Source organism: Microcoleus sp. T2B6 (assembly GCF_036700475.1).
GTDB lineage: Bacteria > Cyanobacteriota > Cyanobacteriia > Cyanobacteriales > Microcoleaceae > Microcoleus.
In genome coordinates, this window is record NZ_JAUBOZ010000041.1 from 1 (window position 1) to 19589 (window position 19589).

The following is a 19589-nucleotide window of genomic DNA, read 5'->3' on the forward strand; positions in this document are numbered from 1 at the left end:
CCGCCCGTCCAAAAAGGACGGGCGGGACGCCCATCCCACAATCTTGTGGAAGTTATTTAATTCTCATTCCTAAACCCAAAAAATCAGTTCTACCGGCTACACGTAAAAGTGTAAACCAAATCCGGCTGTAGTCCCCCCTTGATTTTTTAATCGGCTTGGAGGAGACGAAAGTTTGTGTATTTGCGGTTTCAACCGCTGAGTCTGATAAGGGAATTTCTGATCCGGATTTAATATTAGACCTTAGTTTAATCCCTCCTCCAATTCATCTGCAGAGTCAATTCTAAAATCTAAAATCTAAAATCTAAAATCTAAAATTGATGGACAGACGGGGCTTTATACTGTTTTTTCTGCTAAACGGCCCCGGAATCTGTGAATAATTGTTTGATAACTGGTATGATTTACGTGCTTCTTGAACCTAAAATGCTCGGAAGCAACCAGTGGGGCCAGACACGAACCTCACTATAAAACACCGTAGAGGGAAAGATTGCCAGTACCTTGAAGGAAGTTCTCGATCTCCTTAACCGGAGTCAGAAGCCGACATCACAATCTATGATTTGATGTGGGAGTGTCACGTGAAGAGTGCGCATTACAGGACAGGCTGAAGTAATGGCGAGACGACAATCTGACCAATTCCACACACCACCGCAATACAACCCATCCCCTAAACCGACGGCACAGTTCAGTGCAGAGGCGACAGGCGATGCGAGTTCCTTCGTAACGGCGCAGCCAACCGAGGGAAAAAGAACTTTTTGGCAGTGGCAGCTTATCTGGCTGAGTCTCCTGGTGGGATTTGGAGTAACCGGTGCCGCTGCATTTCTGTGGTTGCTGACGATGCCGCCACCGCCGAATTGCCAGCAACTGTCGCCACTGGCGGCGGACGGAGAGCGACTTTACTGCGCTCAACAAGCTGCTAAGTCGGGCAAGCTAGAACAGATAGAATCGGCAATGGCCTTGGTGCAGGCTTGGCCGAAAGAACATCCGCTATACTCGCAAGGTCAACATTTGATAGGGGAATGGTCGAAAGCCATTCTGGGATTTGCCAGGGCAAAAATTGAGAAGGGCGATTTGAAAGGTGCTCTGGAGATTGTGGCGAAAATTCCGAAAACCAGTCGGTCTTACCCAGAGGTAGAGGAGGCTGTGACTGCTTGGGAAAAAAATTGGCAGGAGGGCCAAAAACTCTACGATACAGCCCTAGCAGCTTTGAAAAGTGAGGATTTAAGGAAAGCCTGGGATTATGCTCAAGCTCTATTTAAGCTGGAAAATATTTTCTGGAGTCAGAAGCGTTACAACGAGCTGATCCAGCAGATTTCTTTGGAAAGAAACGGCTGGCAGCGCTTGCAAGAGGCTAGAGATTTGGCGAAGGACGAGACTCCGCAAAAGTTCGCTGAGGCAATCGTCCTGGCTCGGAAAATAGACTCGCAGCTTTTTGCCCGCGCTAAAGCTGAGAAGGAAATTGAAGGCTGGAGCCGGATTTTGCTGGCAATGGCTACTAAGCGGTTGGGGGCGAAAGATTTGCCGGGGGCGATCGAGGCTGCTTCTGTTGTGCCACAGGATTCGCTACTGTTTGCGGAAGCTCAAGATTTGATGCAGTTGGGTAGGGCTCAGGCAGTGACGTGGAACCAGTCGATATCAACTCCGCTGCCACAACACATTTTTAGCTTGCTGGAAGGGCAGGGGGCTGCTAGCAAAATAGCTCCGGGTCGCCCTCTGTACAAGCAAGCTCAAGTTCAAATTGAAAATTTGCAGGTGCAGTTTCAAGATTTGCTGCGGCTGCAAGTGGCGAGCACGATCGCTAGTTTCGGTCAGATAGGGACGTTTGGACTCGCGATCGAGCAAGCGCAAACCATCGGACTCAAGCAGCCGCGGCGGATTCACGCTCAAACTTTGGTGGCTTCTTGGCGCCGGGAAATTGAGCGGATCGAAGACCAATCTTTTCTGACTCTGGCGAAGCAGTTGGCAGAAGCGCAAACGGTTGAAGGACTAAAGGGCGGCATCGCTCAGGTAGTTCTGATTGCTCAAAACCGCCCTCGCAGGATAGAAGCGCAAACTCTGCTGGCTCAGTGGACGAAACGCATAGAAGTTATTCAAGATCAGCCTTTTTTGGATGAAGCGATAGCCCTGGCGAAGCAAGGAAAACTTAGTGCTGCTATTGAAAAAGCTTCGCAAATTAAGAGCGGTAGGAGTTTGTACGCGAAAGCCCAGGATAATGTTTATCAGTGGGTGAGCGAACTGCAAGTCGCTCAAGACAGACCGATTCTCGATCGAGCTGCGGAATTGGCATCTCAAGGCAGTCTAGGAGCGGCGATCGATACGGCTTCCCAAATCGGTTACGGTAGGGCGCTGTATTCAGAGGCAGCAGGTGCGATCGGGCGCTGGAGTGCTGAACTTAGAGCCAACAGTGCACCGCCGCCGGAACCCGCTCGCGATTACGCGCCGGAACCCGCTCGCGACTACGCGCCAGCTCCAGCAGAGGAGTACGCGCCAGCTCCGCGACAGGATGAGTACGCGCCAGAGCCAGAGCCTTACTATCCGCCTGCGAGAGAAGAGGCCCCGGCTCCCGAACCTTACAATCCGCCTGCTCCGGAGCCGGAACCTTACTATCCGCCCGCGAGAGAGCCGGAACCGGAACCTTACTATCCGCCCGCGAGGGAGCCGGAACCTTACTATCCGCCCGCGAGACAAGAGGCCCCGGCTCCGGCCCCGGAACCTGCTGCTCCTCCTCCGGCTCCGGCTCCAGAACCCGCGCCGCCCTCGATTCCTGAGTCGGCTGGGCCTCCTGATGCTAATTTGATTCCCGAGTAATTGGGTTTTCGCGCGATCGATCTCTAAAATCTCCAATCTAAAATCAAGTGAGTAATTTCCAACTGCTGACGATCGATGGCGACCCCATTTTCCGGCTGGGGCTGCGAGTTGCTTGCGAGCAGTATCCAGACTTGCAAGTTGTCGCAGAGGTTTCAACGGGAAAGGAGGCTTTGCGGGTTCTAGAAGCTCGCTCGCTCGACTCTGAAACAGCCAAGAAGCCTGGAGATTTGGCAATTTTGGCTGTTGAGACTTCAAATTGGCGATCGGGTCAAATAGAGGCGGTGGCATTTTGTGGCGAACTCAAAAGTTTGTACCCCAACCTGCCTCTGTTGCTGCTAGGCGGATCCCTGACACCGGAGCTGTTGGCCCAGTTACAGGCGGCGGGCGCGAATGGCTATTGTCCTAAAGGTAGAGATATTTCCCTGACAATCGAAGCTATTCGCGCGGTGGCGTCTGGTTGCACTTATTGGCCGACAGATACGGCAACTAACCCGGAAATAGAACTAAATAATGCAGCGGTTGTTCAAACAGTAGAAAACTCCGCAGCAATTGCAGAGAAAAATGCAGATAATTCGACAGTTGATACGCCAGTACACAAAAAAATGCTGGCTTATTTTTGTCGGTCTGGACTACAGGAAATAGATGCAACTTTGGCGATTGTCCAAGCGGATTTGGAAGAGATTAGGGCTGCAAATCCGACAGATTTGCCCTCTATTTTAGATGGGGTTGTACTCAATGGGCGTCGCAGAGAATTGCTGGCTGCTCGCTGGATTGTCAGTCAGTTATTATTTGAAGGAAAAGGGGAGAAGGCAGAAGGCAGAAGGCAGAATGCAGAAGGCAGAAGCCAGAAGGCAGAAGGCAGAGGGGAGAGGGGAGAAGGCAGAAGGCAGAGGGGAGAAGGCAGAAGGCACAAAGAAGAAATTAGAGGCGAGAATTTGTTAAATAATTCTCAATCGCAATTAGCGAATTCCCAAGTTTCGGCTGAATCTTTGGTGGTTGCAACTAATTGGCAAGGTAGCTTGTTTGACTCGGCAGCAGCTAAATTGCAATTTGATTTGGTGAATTTGACTGGCTTGCCTTTGGAAATCGATATTTTGCGATCGACCAAAAAGCGCGAATTGATGAGTTCCATCCTGCGGAAGTTAAAGGATTTGCTGGAAGAATTGCGCTTTTCGCAAGTGCAGCGAACTCAATTGTCGCAAAAAATGCCTGCTATTTTACGGGATTTGTGGGAGGCGACAATCATAGATTTTTTTGGCAGATACTATACACTGCCAACGGAAGAAAATCTCGTTTTTGATGGCAGTCAAACAAGCTTGAAACTGGGAGAAAGTCAAGGGGAAAGCGCTGCTTATCTCTTGGCAGGCAGCGGCGTAGAAGTTGTGCCGATGCTGCTGGCAGATGCTGATGTAGTTGCCGCCCAAATACTTAACAAAATACCGATGACGGTTGATTTTTTTGCACATTTACTATTTGAAATTCCTCTAACAGTTGACAATATTTCTTGTGTTGCTGGCAGCCCGGAAGCAATGCAGCGAGCTGAAGCTTTGTTAGAAAATTTGGCAATTCAAGTTGCTAGCGGAGTGGTACAGCCTCTACTAAATAATTTGGCAAATCTTGAAGAAATCAAGCAAGTTTTTTACGATGGTAAGTTGATTTCGACGCGAGAAATTGAGAGATTTCGGAATGAGTTGTCGTGGAGATATAGCTGGGATAGATATTTTGTGGAACCGAAAGCTATTTTTGAAAGCAGGTTTTGGTTGTTTGTTTTGGGCGATTCTGGAATTAAGAAAATTTCTATTTATGCTCCGAGAAATCTGGAGTTAGCACAGTTGTCTGGGTGGCAGTTAGCCTTGACTTTGCTGCTGGAAACCAGGGATGCGATCGCACCTAGAGTTCGCGCAGTTATTTCCCTGTTGGGTGCTGGGGTTGTTTACGTTTTGACTCAGGTTATAGGCCGGGGAATTGGTTTGATTGGGCGGGGAATTATCCAGGGGATTGGTAATTCTTTGCAGGATAGCAAGTTTGGGAAAAATGGGTAATTGGGAATTGGGCATCGGGAATTGGGGATCGGGCATTGCTAATTGATAATATTGATAATTGGGCATTGGTAGTGATATTATAGGTAGGATATATATGAGATGTGACACCATTCTCAATAACCTGTAGGGGCGGGTTTTTCCAACAATATTTGGTTGAGATCGATAGTCTCATAAACCCGCCCCTGCCCAACTTACTGCTATAGGGTTGACTTTTTATGAGTATTATGATAGCGATAGATGCCGATGGCATAAACAGTTTAGATTTGTCTCCGGTGCGGACTGTGATTGAAAAGTGGCTGGCCGAAGGAGCGATCGCCCAAAACGAACAACAGCTACAATTTGAAATAGAGTATCCGCGCGAAGAGTTAGATCCGCGAGAAATTTCGGAAATTCCCGAAGTAAGGCTGTGGTTTATTCGCTTGGATGCTTGTTACCCTTGGCTGCCATTTTTGCTGGATTGGAAAGCGGGAGAATTGGCCCGCTATGCGGCGATGTTGGTGCCGCACCAGTTTCACCGAACCCAAGGTATTCAGTACAATCCTGAAGCTTTGGAAATGTTTTTGATGAACAAAATTTTTGTGTTGACTGATTGGTTGAATCAGCAGGGAATTCCCAGTAAATCGAAGTTGATGGCGATGTCGCAGATGTTTGGTTATGATTTGGAGGATGCTTTTTTTGATGTGATCCTGCCACACCAATAAGCTGTAAGTAAGCCCACCTAAATTGTATTTTTTGGGCAGGCGGGACGCCCAACCCCTACTCCCCACAAGAAGTCGCTCAAACTTGACTGTTAAGGAATGAGAATTAAATAACTTCCACTCTTGAAAGTGGGATGGGCGTCCCGCCCGTCCTTTTTGGACGGGCGGGACGCCCATCCCACAATAACAATTAAAATTGTAAGTTATTTAATTCGCGAGCCTAAATTTAGATGCTTCACACTATTGTGGGGTGTTGTATTTTTTGGGCGTCCCGCCCGCCCAAAAAGGCGTAAGGTACGCAGTGCGTACCCCACAAATAGCGTGGTAAGCCCTCTTCAGAATTTCCTCAGAATTGAGCGTTAGTTTAAATAGACAACGATCGCCCGATTCAATCGATCGAGGAAATTTACCATGAAAACAGATTACCTCATCGTCGGCAGTGGTTTATCAGCACTGGTTTTCGGAGCTTTGATGGCAAACTCCGGCAAAACCGTACACATCCTCGAAGCTCACGAACATCCCGGAGGCTTTGGTCACACCTTTACGATGGCCAAAAAATACACCTTTAATGCCCAATTCCACTACGTTTGGGACTGCGGCGAAGGACATACAGTCAATCGAGTTCTCAAAAAACTCGGTCTCGATCGAGATGTCACCTTTGAACGGTACGATCCGAATGGCTACGACCACATGAGAATGCCTGGGTATGCGCTCGATATTCCCTCGGAACCCGAGGAACTGATCCGGCGATTGTCGGCGCTGTTTCCCGAAGCGGGCGAGAGAATTCGCCAATTCGTCAACGAAGTCGAGAAAACCGGCAACGGACTCAGAAAACTCGCTCCTCCCGTCAAACCAATTGAATTGCTCAAAAATTTCGGTGACGTATTCTGTGCTGTCCAACATCTCAATAGTACACTTCAGGACGTTTTCGACAAGTTCCAACTCCCGCAAGCCGCCCAAACCCTATTAGCCCTGCAATGGCCGGACTTTTTGCTGCCTCCAAATCAGCTTTCTTTCTATGCTTGGATTGCCTTGTTTAGAGGCTATCAAGAAGGTGCATTTTACCCGACGCAGCATTTTGAATCTGTCATCAATTCTTTAGTTAAAGTCATTGAATCCAACGGGGGGAAAGTTCTATTAAACCATGAAGTCACGAATTTCAGGGTAACAAACAGAACAGTAACTGGTGTTGAAGCGATGGATTTGACCACCCATCAAACCCATGAATTCACTGGGGACACGGTGATTTGCAACCTTGACCCGAAAAGAGCAGCCAAGATGATTGGAGAGGAACTGTTCTCTAAAAAAGTGCGACGGAAACTCAACTATGAGTATTCTGCATCTAATTACATGGTGTACTGCGTTGTCAAAGATATCGATCTCCGGGACTATGGATTTGGCAAGTGGAATACGTTTCATTCTGAACACTTGGATCTAAATGAAGCGTTTGCTCAAATGTATGAGCAAAATGATTTTTCTCGTCCGAGTTTTGCAATTACAACGCCAACTTTACTGACCCAAACGCGGGGGGATTGTCCAGAAGATTGTCAAATTGTCGAATTTCTGACTGTTGCTAATTACAGCTATTTTAAACAGCTTTGGGAGAGCGATCGCAAAGCTTACAGACAGAAGAAACAAGAGATTCTGGACTCGATTTTAGATGTTGTGGAAAAACACTATGTTCCGAATTTCCGCAAACACATGGTGTTTCATATTACCGGAAGTCCGACGACTAACGAGCGCTTCTGTTGGTGTCCTAACGGTAATTCCTACGGTTCCAGCCTGACGCCGCGCAACATGGGGGTCGATCGGCTAAATCATGAAACATCCCTCAACAATTTCTATTTCTGCAACGCCTCCTCGGGCTATCCAGGCTTTGCACCGACATTTTGGACGGGGGCGCTGCTTTATCAACGTTTATCCGGCGATGCGATTTTAGGCTAGGAGGAATTGGTTACTCGGCGATTGAAATCGCTACTACAGAAACGAAGTCTGCCTCCGCAGACTAAAAAATAAAAAGGGCATCACATCCAACCTGGCAACGAGAGAAAGCTAGAAAAAGGTTCTTGTCCCCCCCTTATTAAGGGGGGTTAGGGGGGATCGGATCGTTTCTCCAACAGCTCTTAAGCATTCGATGATTAATGTTCCATTCTATCAATCTAGGAGTGAACTATGAGAATTGCAATTGTTGGGGGCGGAGCCAGTGGTATGGCAGCAGCCTACTGGCTCGATAAACAGGGGCATCACGTCACTGTGTTGGAAAGTCAGCCGATTTTAGGCGGACACATTCGGACGCTGAACAAAAATGTTCTGCCCAATCAATCGGAGTGCAATGAAATATTAGAAAATGGGGTGCTGGAATTTCCCACAGTGTTTTACAATTTCGTGGCTTTTATGCAGGAACTAGGCGTTGAATTAGAACCGGTGCAGATTGGTTCCGCGCTGTTTTTTAAAGATGGCACTCACTTTTTGTCTGCGGTATCTATCCAAAATAATTTCACCGGAATCCAACGCCTGATCGAGTATTTGTGGCTTGATAGTCTCTACGCTCGTTCGGCGGGATTTATTTTAAGAATGCGGTTTGCTAAACAGCATGATTTCTACGACGTGTCGCTTTCTGAGTCTTTGAAAAGCTCGTGCGTCCGCAATTATTGGCTGAAGTTGCTGACGATGTACAGCTACTCGATACCGTTTGAATTGCTCGACAATTTCCCGGCAGAATTAGCGATGCCTGTTCTACGCGAATATGGCTTGGTCAACTGGGTGAGGATTAAAGGCGGGGTGTATTCTTACATTGAAAAGATTTTGGAGCGATTTAAGGGCGATATACGGCTAAATGTGGAGATTGCCAATATTTTTAGAAGTGCGGATGCTGTAAAAATGGTGCTTTCTGATGGGGAAATCCAGGAATTTGATAAGGTGGTTTTTGCGATGCCACCAGACCAAGTTATGAGGTTATTGTCTGATCCGACGGAGGCGGAAAGGAAGCGGTTTTCGGCGTGGAAAGCCAATTATGCAACGACTGTACTGCATTCGGATACATCGATGTACGATCGCTATGGTATCCGCAAGTTATCTGAATTTGATTTTTTCGAGACGGACAAAGGGTGGGGATATAATGCGAGCTTGAATCAGCTTTGCGGCATCTCATCGCCACGAGAGTACAGTTTAGCATTTCATCTGGAGGAGTCGATCGCCCAACAGCACATTATTCACATTCAGAAACATCACACGCCGCTGTACACTGTCGAGTCTTTTCGATATAGAAATGAAGTTATCGAGACTAATGGCGAGAACAACACTTATCATGCGGGAGCTTATTTGGGGGATGGTTTGCACGAAGGAGCCATTACCTCTGCTTTGCGAGTCGCGAAATTAATCGGGTGAGCTCAATTGTGATGCTACAAACTCTCGCAAATATCAGTAACTTTCCTGTCGGTGCAACACTCTCACGAAAGTAATGATGTCTGCATCAAAAGTTAAACCAATGCGAGAGTCGTCCACTCGGATGCGAAATTAATTTTTGGCCTTGCCTAAGCTGCGACACCACGTGCTGCAGTTAAGTAGACATCATGGCTCACAGATGCGGGCATTGTTGATCCGCCTAACTGAGTACCCTCAAAGTTGGTTCCCGTGAATGTTGCCCCGCTCAAGTCGGCTTCACTCAAGTCTGCATAGCACAGCCTAGCCCAATCGAGGTTTGCCTGCACCAAAGAAACTCCCACCAGATTTGCCCTGGTTAAATCTGCTCCCATCAACTTGACGCCCCGCAACTGAGCCCCGCTGAGATTGGCGGCTAACAAGTTCGAGCCTTCCAGGTTTACCCCGTTCAGTTTGGCTTCGCTGAGGTTGACGCCATTGAGATCCGTCCTGCTCAGGTCGATCCCGTTGATGTAAGCTTTCCTGAGATAGATGCCTGTTAGTTGAGCGCCAAAAAGCTTTGCACCGCTGAGTTTTGCCCCTCCACAGTTTGCCCAGTTGAGGTTGGCTCCCGTGAGGTTGGCGCCCCGCAGGTTGATGAATTGCATATCGGCTGTACACAAATTGGCGTTCCAGAGGATGGCACTCCGCAGGTTGCTACCGATGAGTTGGGCGCCACTCAACTTTGCTCTGGGCAGTTTTGCTTTGACGAGGAAAGCTCCGTTGAGATTGGCTTTTGTAAGCTCTGCGTCGGCTAGCCTGGCTTGGCCCATTTTGGCAAAACTCAGATTTGCCCTGTAAAGGTTTGCGCCGTTGAGTTCTGCTTTGGTGAGATGCGCCCGACTCAGGTTAGCTCCCGACAGGTTAGCCCTCGAAAGGTTTACGCCAACCAACATAGCTCCGCTGAGGTTTGCTCCGCTGAGGTTTGCGTCAGCAAAGTCTCTGTTTCCATTTTCGTACTGTTTGAGCAGCTCGGTTACTTCCATACGGGTCACATTCCTAACAGCAGAAATTCATCTACGAATAAACACTCTTGATAAGTATTTTATCTCAAATGGAGCGGACGCGATCGCACTTTCTTGAAAGCTGACAATTCACTTTATATTTATACATATACTTTGTGCTTTTTCCAGAGTCCCGACCGTTTTGAGGTCATAGTCTGAAACCCTTGATTTACTTACCCTCTAGTGTGCTTGGGCAAGCGTTGCGATCGTACTGAGATCCGTGAAACCGTTATTCTGAGTAGGTAAGCCATCAAACACTGTCCGAAGTGTTAATCAATAGTAAAATCAATATTTTTGTTTTCCACTGTGGCTAACAGCTTTTTTAAACCGAGACTGCAAATTTGTTGGTTGTGTTTGCGTCAGGTGTCGCGAAGGCTGGCATGGCCATAGCTGCATATTTTATCTACTGTCATTCGATTTTAGATTTTAGATTTTAGATTTTGGATTGACTTGCGCGAGATAAATTCGGGGGCGTGAGGATTGTAGATTTTAGATTTTGGATTGATTCCACGGATAAATCACGTGGCGGGTACCACCTTTGAAATTCGCTTGTCATTTTTTAGGAAAATTAGATGTGGAACAACAGCTTAATCAGCCCGAATTTTTCTCGGTAGTCTCGCAGCAGTTAGACGATCGTGCTTTTCAATATTTGCTTGAGTCGATCGGGGTTAAAAGTAATTTCAGACATTGTACTTGTGAGGAATTTATCGATATGCCTAACGGTAGATGCTATTTGTTCAAAACCTAGTGCATAATCTACTGAAGATTGTACAAAACTAACAGCGAGTAATATCCGTATAGCATCACCTCGTCTACTTGCAGTTAGGTCGATGTGTCAATGTATGTTATTCTGAGTAAAAATTGAGGAATAATTATGTCAAAAGAAAGAAAAAGCAACAAAGAAGTCAAAAAGCCAAAGAAACAACCTGATGGTGTTGCTAAGCCGAAGGATGACAAAAAAAATTATGGTAGCACGGACGGCCGCAAGTAGAGATAGCTGCCACTCTTCGGATTGCGATTAATTTTGTTCAATTGTCATTACTATCGATTTTTAACAGATTCAAATATCCTATTTTGGGATTATCCGAAAACAGGTTTATTATATCTAGGGAATATGCAGTGCTAAACCCAAAGTATAATGAAATCTGTTTTTAGTGATGAATATGAAACATTCCGTTGCTGTATGATTGCGGCTCGTAAAGAAGCGCAACTAACTCAGGAGTCTGTTGCTAAATCTCTTAAAAAGCCCCAGTCTTTCGTAGCCAAATATGAAAACGGTGAACGACGGTTAGATGTAATTGAGTTTCTGTTAGTTGCTCATGTAATTGGTGTAGATCCTTGCGATATTATTAGGAAAATTTCACAAAAAATATCTGAAGCATCTTGTGAGAGGGAGATATGAATACGCAAGATGTAATCAGACTTGCATCCCAATATCTTGATCGTTTATCGGGTAACACTTTCGACGTTTTAGATGTATCTAAACCTGTTACCGTAGATGCAGCGGTGAACCTGTCTAAAGTTATCTCAAAGCTTTCGCCCTTAGTCGGAAATTTAATCGAATTTAACACCGTTGAATTCTTGAATCAACAAAATGAGTTCGGTGAATTTGGAAAGTGGCATAGGCAAGATCCAGGCTTTCCAGATACTATTTTCCTCCGCAGAGTTCAACCAACGCCAGGATTAGAAATTAAAGCGTGGTTCCCACTAGCAACAGAGATAACAGCACGTTTCAAAGATAGTCAAAATCACTTTAGGTTCGATCAGACCTACGTTGCTATCCTGGCATGGCTACCCGATAAAATCATCTATGGCAAGCCTCGCATTCTTGATGTGTGCGTTGTCTCTGGTTTATCGGTAGCTGTAGCGAGAGATACCCACTACCACAATCCGCCAGATTATCTTGTTTTAGAGCCGGAAGATACAACTCAAAGAACAGCAAATTTGCAACAAACAAACACCAGTGGATATAAATTCCAAGGCTCTGCTGAGGAGTTTTTAGAAGCTGAGAAAATAGTTGATTCATGGGGTACTAAAGGAAAAGTCTACCAACCAACTAGAGAGTATCAGCGCCTTCTGCGGGAGCTACGGATACGCTATGAATATAGACTAGATACAAATTTTGCAAAGATGGACAGAATTGTACATCCAGGCATTGAGGAATTTAAGCGACGTGTCTACAATACTGAAGTTTGCGGTATGACCGTTGGTAGGTGGAATAAGCTTTTATCAAGTCGCCTAGAAGGCAGCATCAAGAAATCCCTACAAGATTATCTACAGATTAGAGAAGAGAGTATTGATGAAATTATTGATTAAATCTCTGTACACCATAGTAGAAATAGTCTGGGTCTATCTCGCAAGAAAAGGCTTTTCGTTTTAGTTTACGTGCTGACAAAGCTGCACTGAAAAGTCCACCAAAAGGTTCCCATATAACATCGTTTTCATCGCTCGATGCCTCAACAATAAGGTTCATCAGATCCAGAGGTTTTTGGTTGAGATGTAATGCTTTTCCAGAGAGAGTTTTAACTCTCTCATCGCCCCGTAAAGCTTGACGCTCCCAAACGTTTGTAAAACCGTGAGGGCATCTAAACTTCGATCGCATCTTGCTCCATTCTTGTCCCGTTAAAGGCTGATTGCCATCCAGCGAAAAGTATGGTTTTCCTTGAGGACTACCATACTCATTTGCATAGTTCACTAGCCTTTCAAACATCTCGGTCGGAGGGAAATACCACAAATGCCCTTGATCGAAGTATTTCCTGGTTGCTGCATCCACCACCCCGCAAGCATTATTGGCCCGTCGTAACGGCAACCCAGAGCGTTTCCACTCTCGCAATAACCACGCCTTTAAGGTAAGTTCATTAACTGTTACTTCTCTAACGTATTGAACGCAGACTTCTGTAACGACGGGGAACCTGCGAATTTTCTGTGTGTTAACATTCCCTGCGATATGACCTTTTCCCTTGTTCCAAATATTGGAATTGACATAGCGCCAACCATATTTTTCTAGAAGTGGATGCACAATAGCCCAACCAATCTCTGAATTCCAAAACCAGAGCGTTGTACAGGGTATGGCTGCTTTTGACCAGGCCTCGATATGAGGTTTATACCAATTAGGTAAATCAATGTGATCTGAGGTATCTCCTTCAAACCCAAGAATACCGTAAGCTCCATCTGAAACTATGACAGTAGGTTGCTCCCAATTGTCGTAGTGCTGGAGAGTATCGCCGAGATATAAAGTAACGTATTCGTCACTCCATGCAGAAAAATTAAAATTGGTATTGAGATTAGCTACTTTGCCACGACCAACAGTGCTGCTCGCTTTGCGTTTTAAGATGCTGGGAGAATTCGCTTTTGCGTTAGGACTCATTTGTTGACTTACGTGACTGTAAAAATTAAGTACAAATATTTTATCCTGTTTTGGGATATTGAGGGTAAGTGATACCAAAGTTAACCTACCTACTTCCGCTTTGTTGACAAAAAAAATAGTTCGATCGCCCAATCCCATCAAATAAATCCCATCAAATCTATCACAGCGATATCTCAGTCACGGCAATATTACCCTCAAAACACACGTCAACATCAGTCCCCGGCGCCCGATCGCGCGATCCATATTCTCCGGCATAATAAAAGTATTCTCCCTCCATCCGGTAAACCACTGGCAGTGGCTGCGTCGAAGGCTGGCAAAACACAATTTCCGGTTCCGCACTTCCCGGCGCTAAATGCGGCAAATTCACATTCCAGAAACACCCAGACTTGGGTTCCCGGTTCAGCAAATCCGCCAACACCCGCGATGTCCAGCGAGTAGCGACATCCCAGTCAATTTCGAGCGGTCTTTTAATCCGGTGGGAAATTGCGATTCCCGGAATACCGTGCATGGCTGCTTCCCGCACCGCAGCCACCGTACCCGAAATATACACGTCAACCCCCAAATTGCCACCCGCGTTAATACCCGAAAGCACCAAATCCGGCTTCGCACAAACGTGATGAAGAGCAATACGCACGCAATCGGCCGGTGTTCCCCCTACAGCATACTCAAATTCAGATCGCCGATCGACATGAATCGGACTGTGAGCCGTCACTTGATGCCCGCAGCCCGACAATTGCCCCTGCGGAGCCACCATAATTGTTTTGCCGCTGACAGCCTGCAAAAGTGCCTGAATCCCCGGAGCGTCTATGCCGTCGTCGTTGGTTAAAATTATTGTCATTGAAAATTTGTCTGTTAGTAACGTTATTGTGTCACTGGCGGGCGAGCCGATGCAATTTCAAATTGTAGGGGGCGCGGGGATTGTGTCGATTTTAGATTTTAGATTTTAGATTTTAGATTTTAGATTTACTTTACAGATGAATCTGGGAGATTGGACAAGAGTCTAAAATTTTTGGCTTTCGACGACATTAGTCGCGGGCTTGTACCCGTTTTTGGGCGGCATCTGCATAACGTTAAGTGTAGTGGACTTACGCACTGAGACTGGACTCGACCAGGTTTTTTCAGCGATACCGAGGCTCTCCACGCCGTGCTTTAGTGGCTCAAACCCAGTATCTACGCCTGGGAAGAGTTACTAATTCTATATTTACTGACTGTGCAACTATATTTTACTTTCGCGTTCATCTGGCGATCGGCCTAAACATTCTCCTATTTGGTATAAACTATTACTGGTTTCTGGCAGTATTACGTAGTTAGCGGTTGTGACAGCCGATGATACCGAAATTTGCAATAACGGATAGTTAGGCGTGGAATGCTTCTGCTGCAGTCATCCTAGCGTTTGCGATACAACCAAGTTTACGAAAGGTTTAAGAATAAACCTCGAAGAATATTGTTTTGGTAAAGGTATAAAAAATGTATAGACAAACACTTTTAAATGAGCGAGGTTGTAAATAGGTACTAGAGGAAATCAATAAAGTCAATCCCCCCAGCGATATAAAAAAGGTCTTACTCTTATGAAAACCAACTTCGCCCAACCACTAACCGCGTGTCTAGCTACCGCTGGTTTAGTCATTACTTCTTCATTACTAACTGCAACGCAAGCCCAAGCATTCAGTTTATCCGTGGCTCCTCAGTACGGTACTACCAACGGCATTGGCACCGGCGCTACTGCAACATTGGACTTCAACTTTGTCCAAAGTGGAGCCGATTTGCTCCTGAATTTAGGCATCACCAATACCACGGGCACTAAGACTACAGCCGGTGGTGCAACAAACTCTTCTCTCGTTGCGGTGGCATTTGACGTATTGAGCGGCGCTACTGCATCGGTTAAACCTACCGCAGGCAGCACTTTTACAGACTTTTGGCAAAACGTTGAAATTAGCGGTTTGCAAAAAAACGGTTTCGACTATGGCATTAGCACTCCGCGTAATAGTTTTGAAGGTGGAAACGCTAATGGAGGCTTATATAAAAATCAGTCTACTTTGGTTAGCTTTTTGCTAACTGGCAGCAGTCTGAGTGCGGCTCAGGCAGAAAGTGCTTTCTTGACCGGATTCCAGAATGGTACGCTCAAGGCAGGGGTTCGCTTCCAACAGGTAGCTGGGTCTAATGTTGGCACCAGTGACAAAGTTATGGCCGGAGTTTCCGCTGATGCTGAGCCAGTGCCCGAACCAACCACTATTGCAGGTATGGTGATGGGATTGGGAAGTTTAGTCGCAGCACGCCGCAAGCAGGCAAAAAAGGCTCTTGCTTAAATTTTCTCAGGGGTGCGGGCCATCCATCGGCAGAAAAGCTCGCCGCTTTTCTAGTGAATTCAGCTTAACTTCTAGTATCAACTCATAAGAGCCAGCACAGCTATCGTGCTTCTGGCTCTTATTTTTGTTCTTCACCTTGACAAAAATGTAGATTTTGTCAAGGTCAAGAACAAAAAATTTGCGATGCCCGCATTTCCGCAAAAATTGACCTAAAATCCCAAAATCCCCAGAAAATATCAACCAACTTGTGGTAATGTTTTGTGTCGGTTGCTATGTGGCAATCCTTCTGCAACTTCAGTTAAACGCGCTCTCAGCAATGTTTTTGCCAATTCTACCCTTAGCTCAAGCAATCCCGACACCTCCGACCCAACAAGTCATCATCGAGCGAGAATTCCAGCTACCGGAAAACGAACTGGATTTGCCAGCGCCTCCAACAACGGCCCCGCTGAACACTGTGACGGTGCCCCAGCAAGTGCGCGTTTTACCGGGAAAACTCGACAGCATCCCGGTTTTCAACAGCAACAGCCCCGAAGTCGTGCAAACCGAAGGCATTTTGCTCTCCACATTTGGGCCCGAAGGAAAACAAGTACCTTCTGCACACTTAAACTTTCCCTTCAAAGGTCGATTTGACATCTTTGCCCACCACATCGCCAGGGCTAAAAATCGCGAAGAAACTCGCACCTTATTTCAAGGAATAATTGTCCACAATCCTAACTCCGAACCTGTTACTTTAAATGTCTTGCAAGGAGCAACTTATTTAACTCGGCCGGATGCCTTGTTTGTCGATTTGCCGTCGTATTTAGAAAATAGATTCGGCACTGTGTTTGCGGGGCCTGGAAGCCGCATCACGAGCGATGTATTGCGGGGGTTCAGACAAGCCATTTTGCCCGCTGCGATCGAGATTCCGGGCAATCAGAGCCGAATGCTGATGAATTTGCCGATACCTGTGGGGAATGTCACGCCTTCTTCCAACGGTCGATCGACCTTAATGCGAATGTCGAGCAGCAATTCGGTTTATGTAGCGTCATTAGCAATGTTTGCTCCTCAAAGTCAAGGAGGAGTCGAACAATATCCGACTTTAGAAGAGTGGGAAAATATTTTAAATACCAAAGGTTTAGCAGGGCCCAGAGATTTAGCACCAACTCCGAAAGGCGAAAATCCGGTGCAAAAAATTTATGGCCGCGTGGCAGGAGTCGCTGAAGGTTCCCAGTGGCAAGCTAAAATTACGGACAATTCGAGAACCGATTATTTAACTATTCCCAAGCGCGGCGAGTCATTTTCCTATGCTTTGAGCACAACGGATACGGGGACTTTTGGCACCGGTCAAATTCAAAGCGCTAAAATGTTAGCTCGCTATCCCGATACTGCTTATTCTGCTCACGGTAATTACGGGATTCAATACAACTTAACTTTTCCGCTTTACAACAAATCTCGTGAATCCCAATCTGTTAGCATTAAAATGCAAACACCCGTCAAGGCAAATACAGAAGCGGGGGGATTGATGTTTTACGATCCTCCTGAAAATCGGATATTTTTCCGAGGTACGGTGCGGGTGATGTTTAAGGATGATACGGGCAAGACTTTGACGCGCTACATTCACATCGTGCAGCGCAGGGGACAGCAGGGGGAACCTTTGGTGAATGTGAATATGAAGCCGGGGGAACGCCGTTTGGTGCAGGTGGATTTCTTGTATCCGCCGGATGCGACGCCGCCCCAAGTTTTGACTGTGCGATCGAGTAATTAGTTATTGGTTGACGGTTGGCTGTTGACGGTTGACGGTTGACTTTTGACTGTTGACTGTTAACCTTTTGGTTTTTGTGTTAATGAGTTAAGAGAAGCATTACAGTGGCTTGCAGCCGCATGAGGTACACTAAGCCAAACATTTTCAACAGCTTGCTGCGAGCTGACCGGTCAGATCGCACATGGGACGGATTTAGCCCAGAACTTATTACTTTTTTCATAAGCCGAAGTGTTTTTTAAGACAAGACCTTAACGCCATCTTTTGCCGCTTGCGAGTGTAAATCATCTTGTTGACAGCCAAGCAGCTTGTCATCTACCATAGGTATGGAATTTGATAGGACTTGAATTACTGGCAAGGTATAGAGAAATATCTGTTAGCTCTGACCAACAGAAGTTTGCCACCGGGTGTTCTATATCTCATTGCCCGAATTTTACATGAACTTTTTTAATATCTGGTTCCACACTAAGCATGGATGAGCTTTGAGCATTCAGTAATCATTAATGCCGTCTGGCAGGTAGAACGTTGAGTTGATATGAATACAGCACCTTTATTCGTGAATCATTATCAGACTAAACTTCAGATTGATAATCCTTTTTTCGATGTTTTTTTGGTAGTTGCTTTAATTGTCTTATTTTTCATTACTTTACGTCCGTCTTTTAATGACGATACACTATCTTCTTTGCAGACGAATCAGTTGAAGGGTTTTGCAATTATTCTGATCCTCTTTAATCACTTATGCTATTACACTGAACCTGCACCCTCTCTGTATGGAATTTGGTCAGAAGCTGGCATGGTTGGAGTTGCTATCTTTTTAATTTTTTCTGGGTATGGATTATCTATATCTATGCAAAATAAAGGAATTAAAGGGTTCTTCTTAAAAAGAGTATCCAGGATATTAATTCCCATAGTATTTGCTCTAGGGTTGCTGCTTTTTTTGAAAATATTATTAGAAGGAGTCGAGCAAAATATTTTGCTTGAGCTTCCACGAATATTATTTTTTATGTATAGCTTAGATGGTAAAACTTGGTTTATAATTTTTATTTTATTCTGGTACTGTCTCCTTTATTTAACTTTCAAATTTGGTCTTTCAAATCAGCATAAATTAATATTTTTATTCTTGATATCGCTGGCGCTAATTTCTATCCCAGAAACTATGTTTTTGGCAAAAGTAAATGCTTTCAGCTTTCCTTTTGGTTGCTGGATGGGACTAAATTCATCCTTGATCAAAGACAAAATTAATAAAATATTGAATGACAAAATATTAAGTTATATAGGTTGTATAGTAGGTAGTATTTTATTGTCCACATTCCTATTTAAGGCATCAGAGATATTCCACTTTCGTGCTTACTCGGCAATTTGGTCAATTTTAGTTTTAACTGTTATACTGTCTGGTTCTTGTATTATCTATCTTAGTGCTTTTAGGAAGGTAAAATTTAATTTGCCTGCAGAATTAATAGCTTGCACTTTTGTCGTTTCAATTTTATATCTAAATTATTTGAGTATGGTTTTTGACCTCGCTATTGAAGGACCAGCAAATATCTATTGGTGTTTAATTCGTAGTATTTTACACATTTCAATAAGTCTCACCTTGCTTTTTTTGATTTCTTTATTGACAAAATTTAAAGTTTACTCTCTATCTCTCTGCTTTTTAGGAGATATTTCTTTTGAATTATTTCTGACTCATAATACGTTCCTTATTCATTTTGACTTTATTTTGTTTAGGGGGCCTGTAGCTATAACCTTGGTCATTTACTTCTTACTTGTTTGTTGTCTTAGTTTGGTTTTAAAGCGACTCAGTGCTAAGACTGTAAGGGCGCTGAGTACAGCCTACCAAAAATAGCTAGACCAGATCGCAGACCTAATCCACCCGTAGATTTTTTCCGTCCTCATTACAGCGCTTTTCAACCGCATGAGGTACAGTAACAGCAATTAACAAACCAATTTTGAATGTCTTTAAGGGAAATAAGATATAAAGCATCTTTAAGGACTATTTCTAAAGAGTCGCGGCTGCTAATAACAAGAGAACGTAAAATTTATTTAAGTTTAGACCAAGAATTTTCAATTGGATTAAAATCAGGAGAATAAGGAGATAAATAAATAACCCTAGCTCCGGCTGCTTCAATGAGTTCTTGAATACCCTTAACTTTATGAGCAGAAAGATTATCCATCACAACAACGCCTCCCGGTCAGAGGCAAGGAACTAATATAT

At 45.1% G+C, this 19589-nt stretch carries 14 protein-coding genes and 1 pseudogene; 11 read left to right on the forward strand and 4 right to left on the reverse strand.

The genetic code is table 11. From position 1 onward, the window contains the following. Nucleotides 1–606: 606 nt before the first annotated feature. The 5 genes from QUA00_RS18485 to QUA00_RS18505 all read left to right on the forward strand — a co-directional run bounded on the left by QUA00_RS18485 (nt 607) and on the right by QUA00_RS18505 (nt 8929). Entirely contained in the window at nt 607–2802 is a 2196-nt protein-coding gene (locus tag QUA00_RS18485) for a hypothetical protein (protein WP_333148180.1), read from the forward strand. Between the two features lie 47 nt (nt 2803–2849). Beyond that, nucleotides 2850–4844 (forward strand): DUF3685 domain-containing protein, encoded by a 1995-nt coding sequence (locus tag QUA00_RS18490; RefSeq protein WP_333410684.1) that lies wholly within the window; start codon nt 2850–2852, stop codon nt 4842–4844. 215 nt (nt 4845–5059) lie between these two features. Beyond that, nucleotides 5060–5545, forward strand: a complete 486-nt coding sequence (locus QUA00_RS18495; RefSeq protein ID WP_333148185.1) for a CRR6 family NdhI maturation factor — start codon at nt 5060–5062, stop codon at nt 5543–5545. Between the two features lie 408 nt (nt 5546–5953). Continuing rightward, a complete protein-coding gene (locus QUA00_RS18500) occupies nt 5954–7486 on the forward strand; it encodes an NAD(P)/FAD-dependent oxidoreductase (RefSeq protein WP_333410685.1) in 1533 nt (510 codons plus the stop codon). A gap of 228 nt (nt 7487–7714) precedes the next feature. After that, complete coding sequence (locus QUA00_RS18505) at nt 7715–8929, forward strand: FAD-dependent oxidoreductase (protein WP_333147248.1); 1215 nt, start codon at nt 7715–7717, stop codon at nt 8927–8929. 146 nt (nt 8930–9075) lie between these two features. On the opposite strand, the gene QUA00_RS18510 is transcribed toward QUA00_RS18505, so the two are convergent. Further along, entirely contained in the window at nt 9076–9948 is an 873-nt protein-coding gene (locus tag QUA00_RS18510; RefSeq protein WP_333287915.1) for a pentapeptide repeat-containing protein, read from the reverse strand. 592 nt (nt 9949–10540) lie between these two features. Between QUA00_RS18510 and QUA00_RS18515 the strand changes: the two genes are divergently transcribed. From QUA00_RS18515 to QUA00_RS18525, 3 genes are all read left to right on the forward strand, one after another. Continuing rightward, entirely contained in the window at nt 10541–10714 is a 174-nt protein-coding gene (locus QUA00_RS18515; RefSeq protein ID WP_333410688.1) for a hypothetical protein, read from the forward strand. A 390-nt stretch (nt 10715–11104) separates the two neighbouring features. Then, nucleotides 11105–11368: a helix-turn-helix transcriptional regulator gene (locus QUA00_RS18520; RefSeq protein WP_333147252.1), complete on the forward strand. Its 264-nt coding sequence runs from the start codon at nt 11105–11107 to the stop codon at nt 11366–11368. After that, nucleotides 11365–12282: a hypothetical protein gene (locus QUA00_RS18525; protein WP_333410690.1), complete on the forward strand. Its 918-nt coding sequence runs from the start codon at nt 11365–11367 to the stop codon at nt 12280–12282. The genes QUA00_RS18520 and QUA00_RS18525 overlap by 4 nt, the downstream gene beginning before the upstream one ends. Here the strand turns inward: QUA00_RS18525 and QUA00_RS18530 are convergent. Together QUA00_RS18530 and surE are read right to left on the reverse strand one after the other, a co-directional pair. Further along, a complete protein-coding gene (locus QUA00_RS18530; RefSeq protein ID WP_333410692.1) occupies nt 12272–13333 on the reverse strand; it encodes a DNA methyltransferase in 1062 nt (353 codons plus the stop codon). The two genes, QUA00_RS18525 and QUA00_RS18530, sit on opposite strands and share 11 nt — an antisense overlap. A 160-nt stretch (nt 13334–13493) precedes the next feature. Further along, on the reverse strand, nt 13494–14171 hold the full coding sequence (gene surE, locus QUA00_RS18535) for a 5'/3'-nucleotidase SurE (protein ID WP_333410694.1): 678 nt from the start codon (nt 14169–14171) through the stop codon (nt 13494–13496). 730 nt (nt 14172–14901) lie between these two features. Between surE and QUA00_RS18540 the strand changes: the two genes are divergently transcribed. From QUA00_RS18540 to QUA00_RS18550, 3 genes are all read left to right on the forward strand, one after another. Next, nucleotides 14902–15639, forward strand: a complete 738-nt coding sequence (locus QUA00_RS18540) for a PEP-CTERM sorting domain-containing protein (RefSeq protein ID WP_333410696.1) — start codon at nt 14902–14904, stop codon at nt 15637–15639. Nucleotides 15640–15955: 316 nt separating this feature from the next. Further along, on the forward strand, nt 15956–17383 hold the full coding sequence (locus tag QUA00_RS18545; RefSeq protein WP_333410698.1) for a DUF3370 domain-containing protein: 1428 nt from the start codon (nt 15956–15958) through the stop codon (nt 17381–17383). A 529-nt stretch (nt 17384–17912) separates the two neighbouring features. Further along, nucleotides 17913–19220, forward strand: coding sequence for an acyltransferase family protein (locus QUA00_RS18550; RefSeq protein ID WP_333144550.1), 1308 nt, complete (start codon nt 17913–17915; stop codon nt 19218–19220). 196 nt (nt 19221–19416) lie between these two features. Here QUA00_RS18550 and QUA00_RS18555 read toward each other — a convergent pair. Further along, nucleotides 19417–19566: pseudogene (locus QUA00_RS18555) on the reverse strand (transposase); the annotation flags it as partial. Nucleotides 19567–19589 lie beyond the last annotated feature (23 nt).

Coding starts and splice junctions, on each gene's coding strand:
- QUA00_RS18485 (WP_333148180.1), top strand. CDS start 607: ATGGCGAGACGACAATCTGACCAATTCCACACACCACCGCAATACAAC.
- QUA00_RS18495 (WP_333148185.1), top strand. CDS start 5,060: ATGAGTATTATGATAGCGATAGATGCCGATGGCATAAACAGTTTAGAT.
- QUA00_RS18500 (WP_333410685.1), top strand. CDS start 5,954: ATGAAAACAGATTACCTCATCGTCGGCAGTGGTTTATCAGCACTGGTT.
- QUA00_RS18505 (WP_333147248.1), top strand. CDS start 7,715: ATGAGAATTGCAATTGTTGGGGGCGGAGCCAGTGGTATGGCAGCAGCC.
- QUA00_RS18510 (WP_333287915.1), bottom strand. CDS start 9,948: ATGGAAGTAACCGAGCTGCTCAAACAGTACGAAAATGGAAACAGAGAC.
- QUA00_RS18520 (WP_333147252.1), top strand. CDS start 11,105: ATGAAATCTGTTTTTAGTGATGAATATGAAACATTCCGTTGCTGTATG.
- QUA00_RS18525 (WP_333410690.1), top strand. CDS start 11,365: ATGAATACGCAAGATGTAATCAGACTTGCATCCCAATATCTTGATCGT.
- QUA00_RS18530 (WP_333410692.1), bottom strand. CDS start 13,333: ATGAGTCCTAACGCAAAAGCGAATTCTCCCAGCATCTTAAAACGCAAA.
- surE (WP_333410694.1), bottom strand. CDS start 14,171: ATGACAATAATTTTAACCAACGACGACGGCATAGACGCTCCGGGGATT.
- QUA00_RS18540 (WP_333410696.1), top strand. CDS start 14,902: ATGAAAACCAACTTCGCCCAACCACTAACCGCGTGTCTAGCTACCGCT.
- QUA00_RS18545 (WP_333410698.1), top strand. CDS start 15,956: ATGTTTTTGCCAATTCTACCCTTAGCTCAAGCAATCCCGACACCTCCG.
- QUA00_RS18550 (WP_333144550.1), top strand. CDS start 17,913: ATGAATACAGCACCTTTATTCGTGAATCATTATCAGACTAAACTTCAG.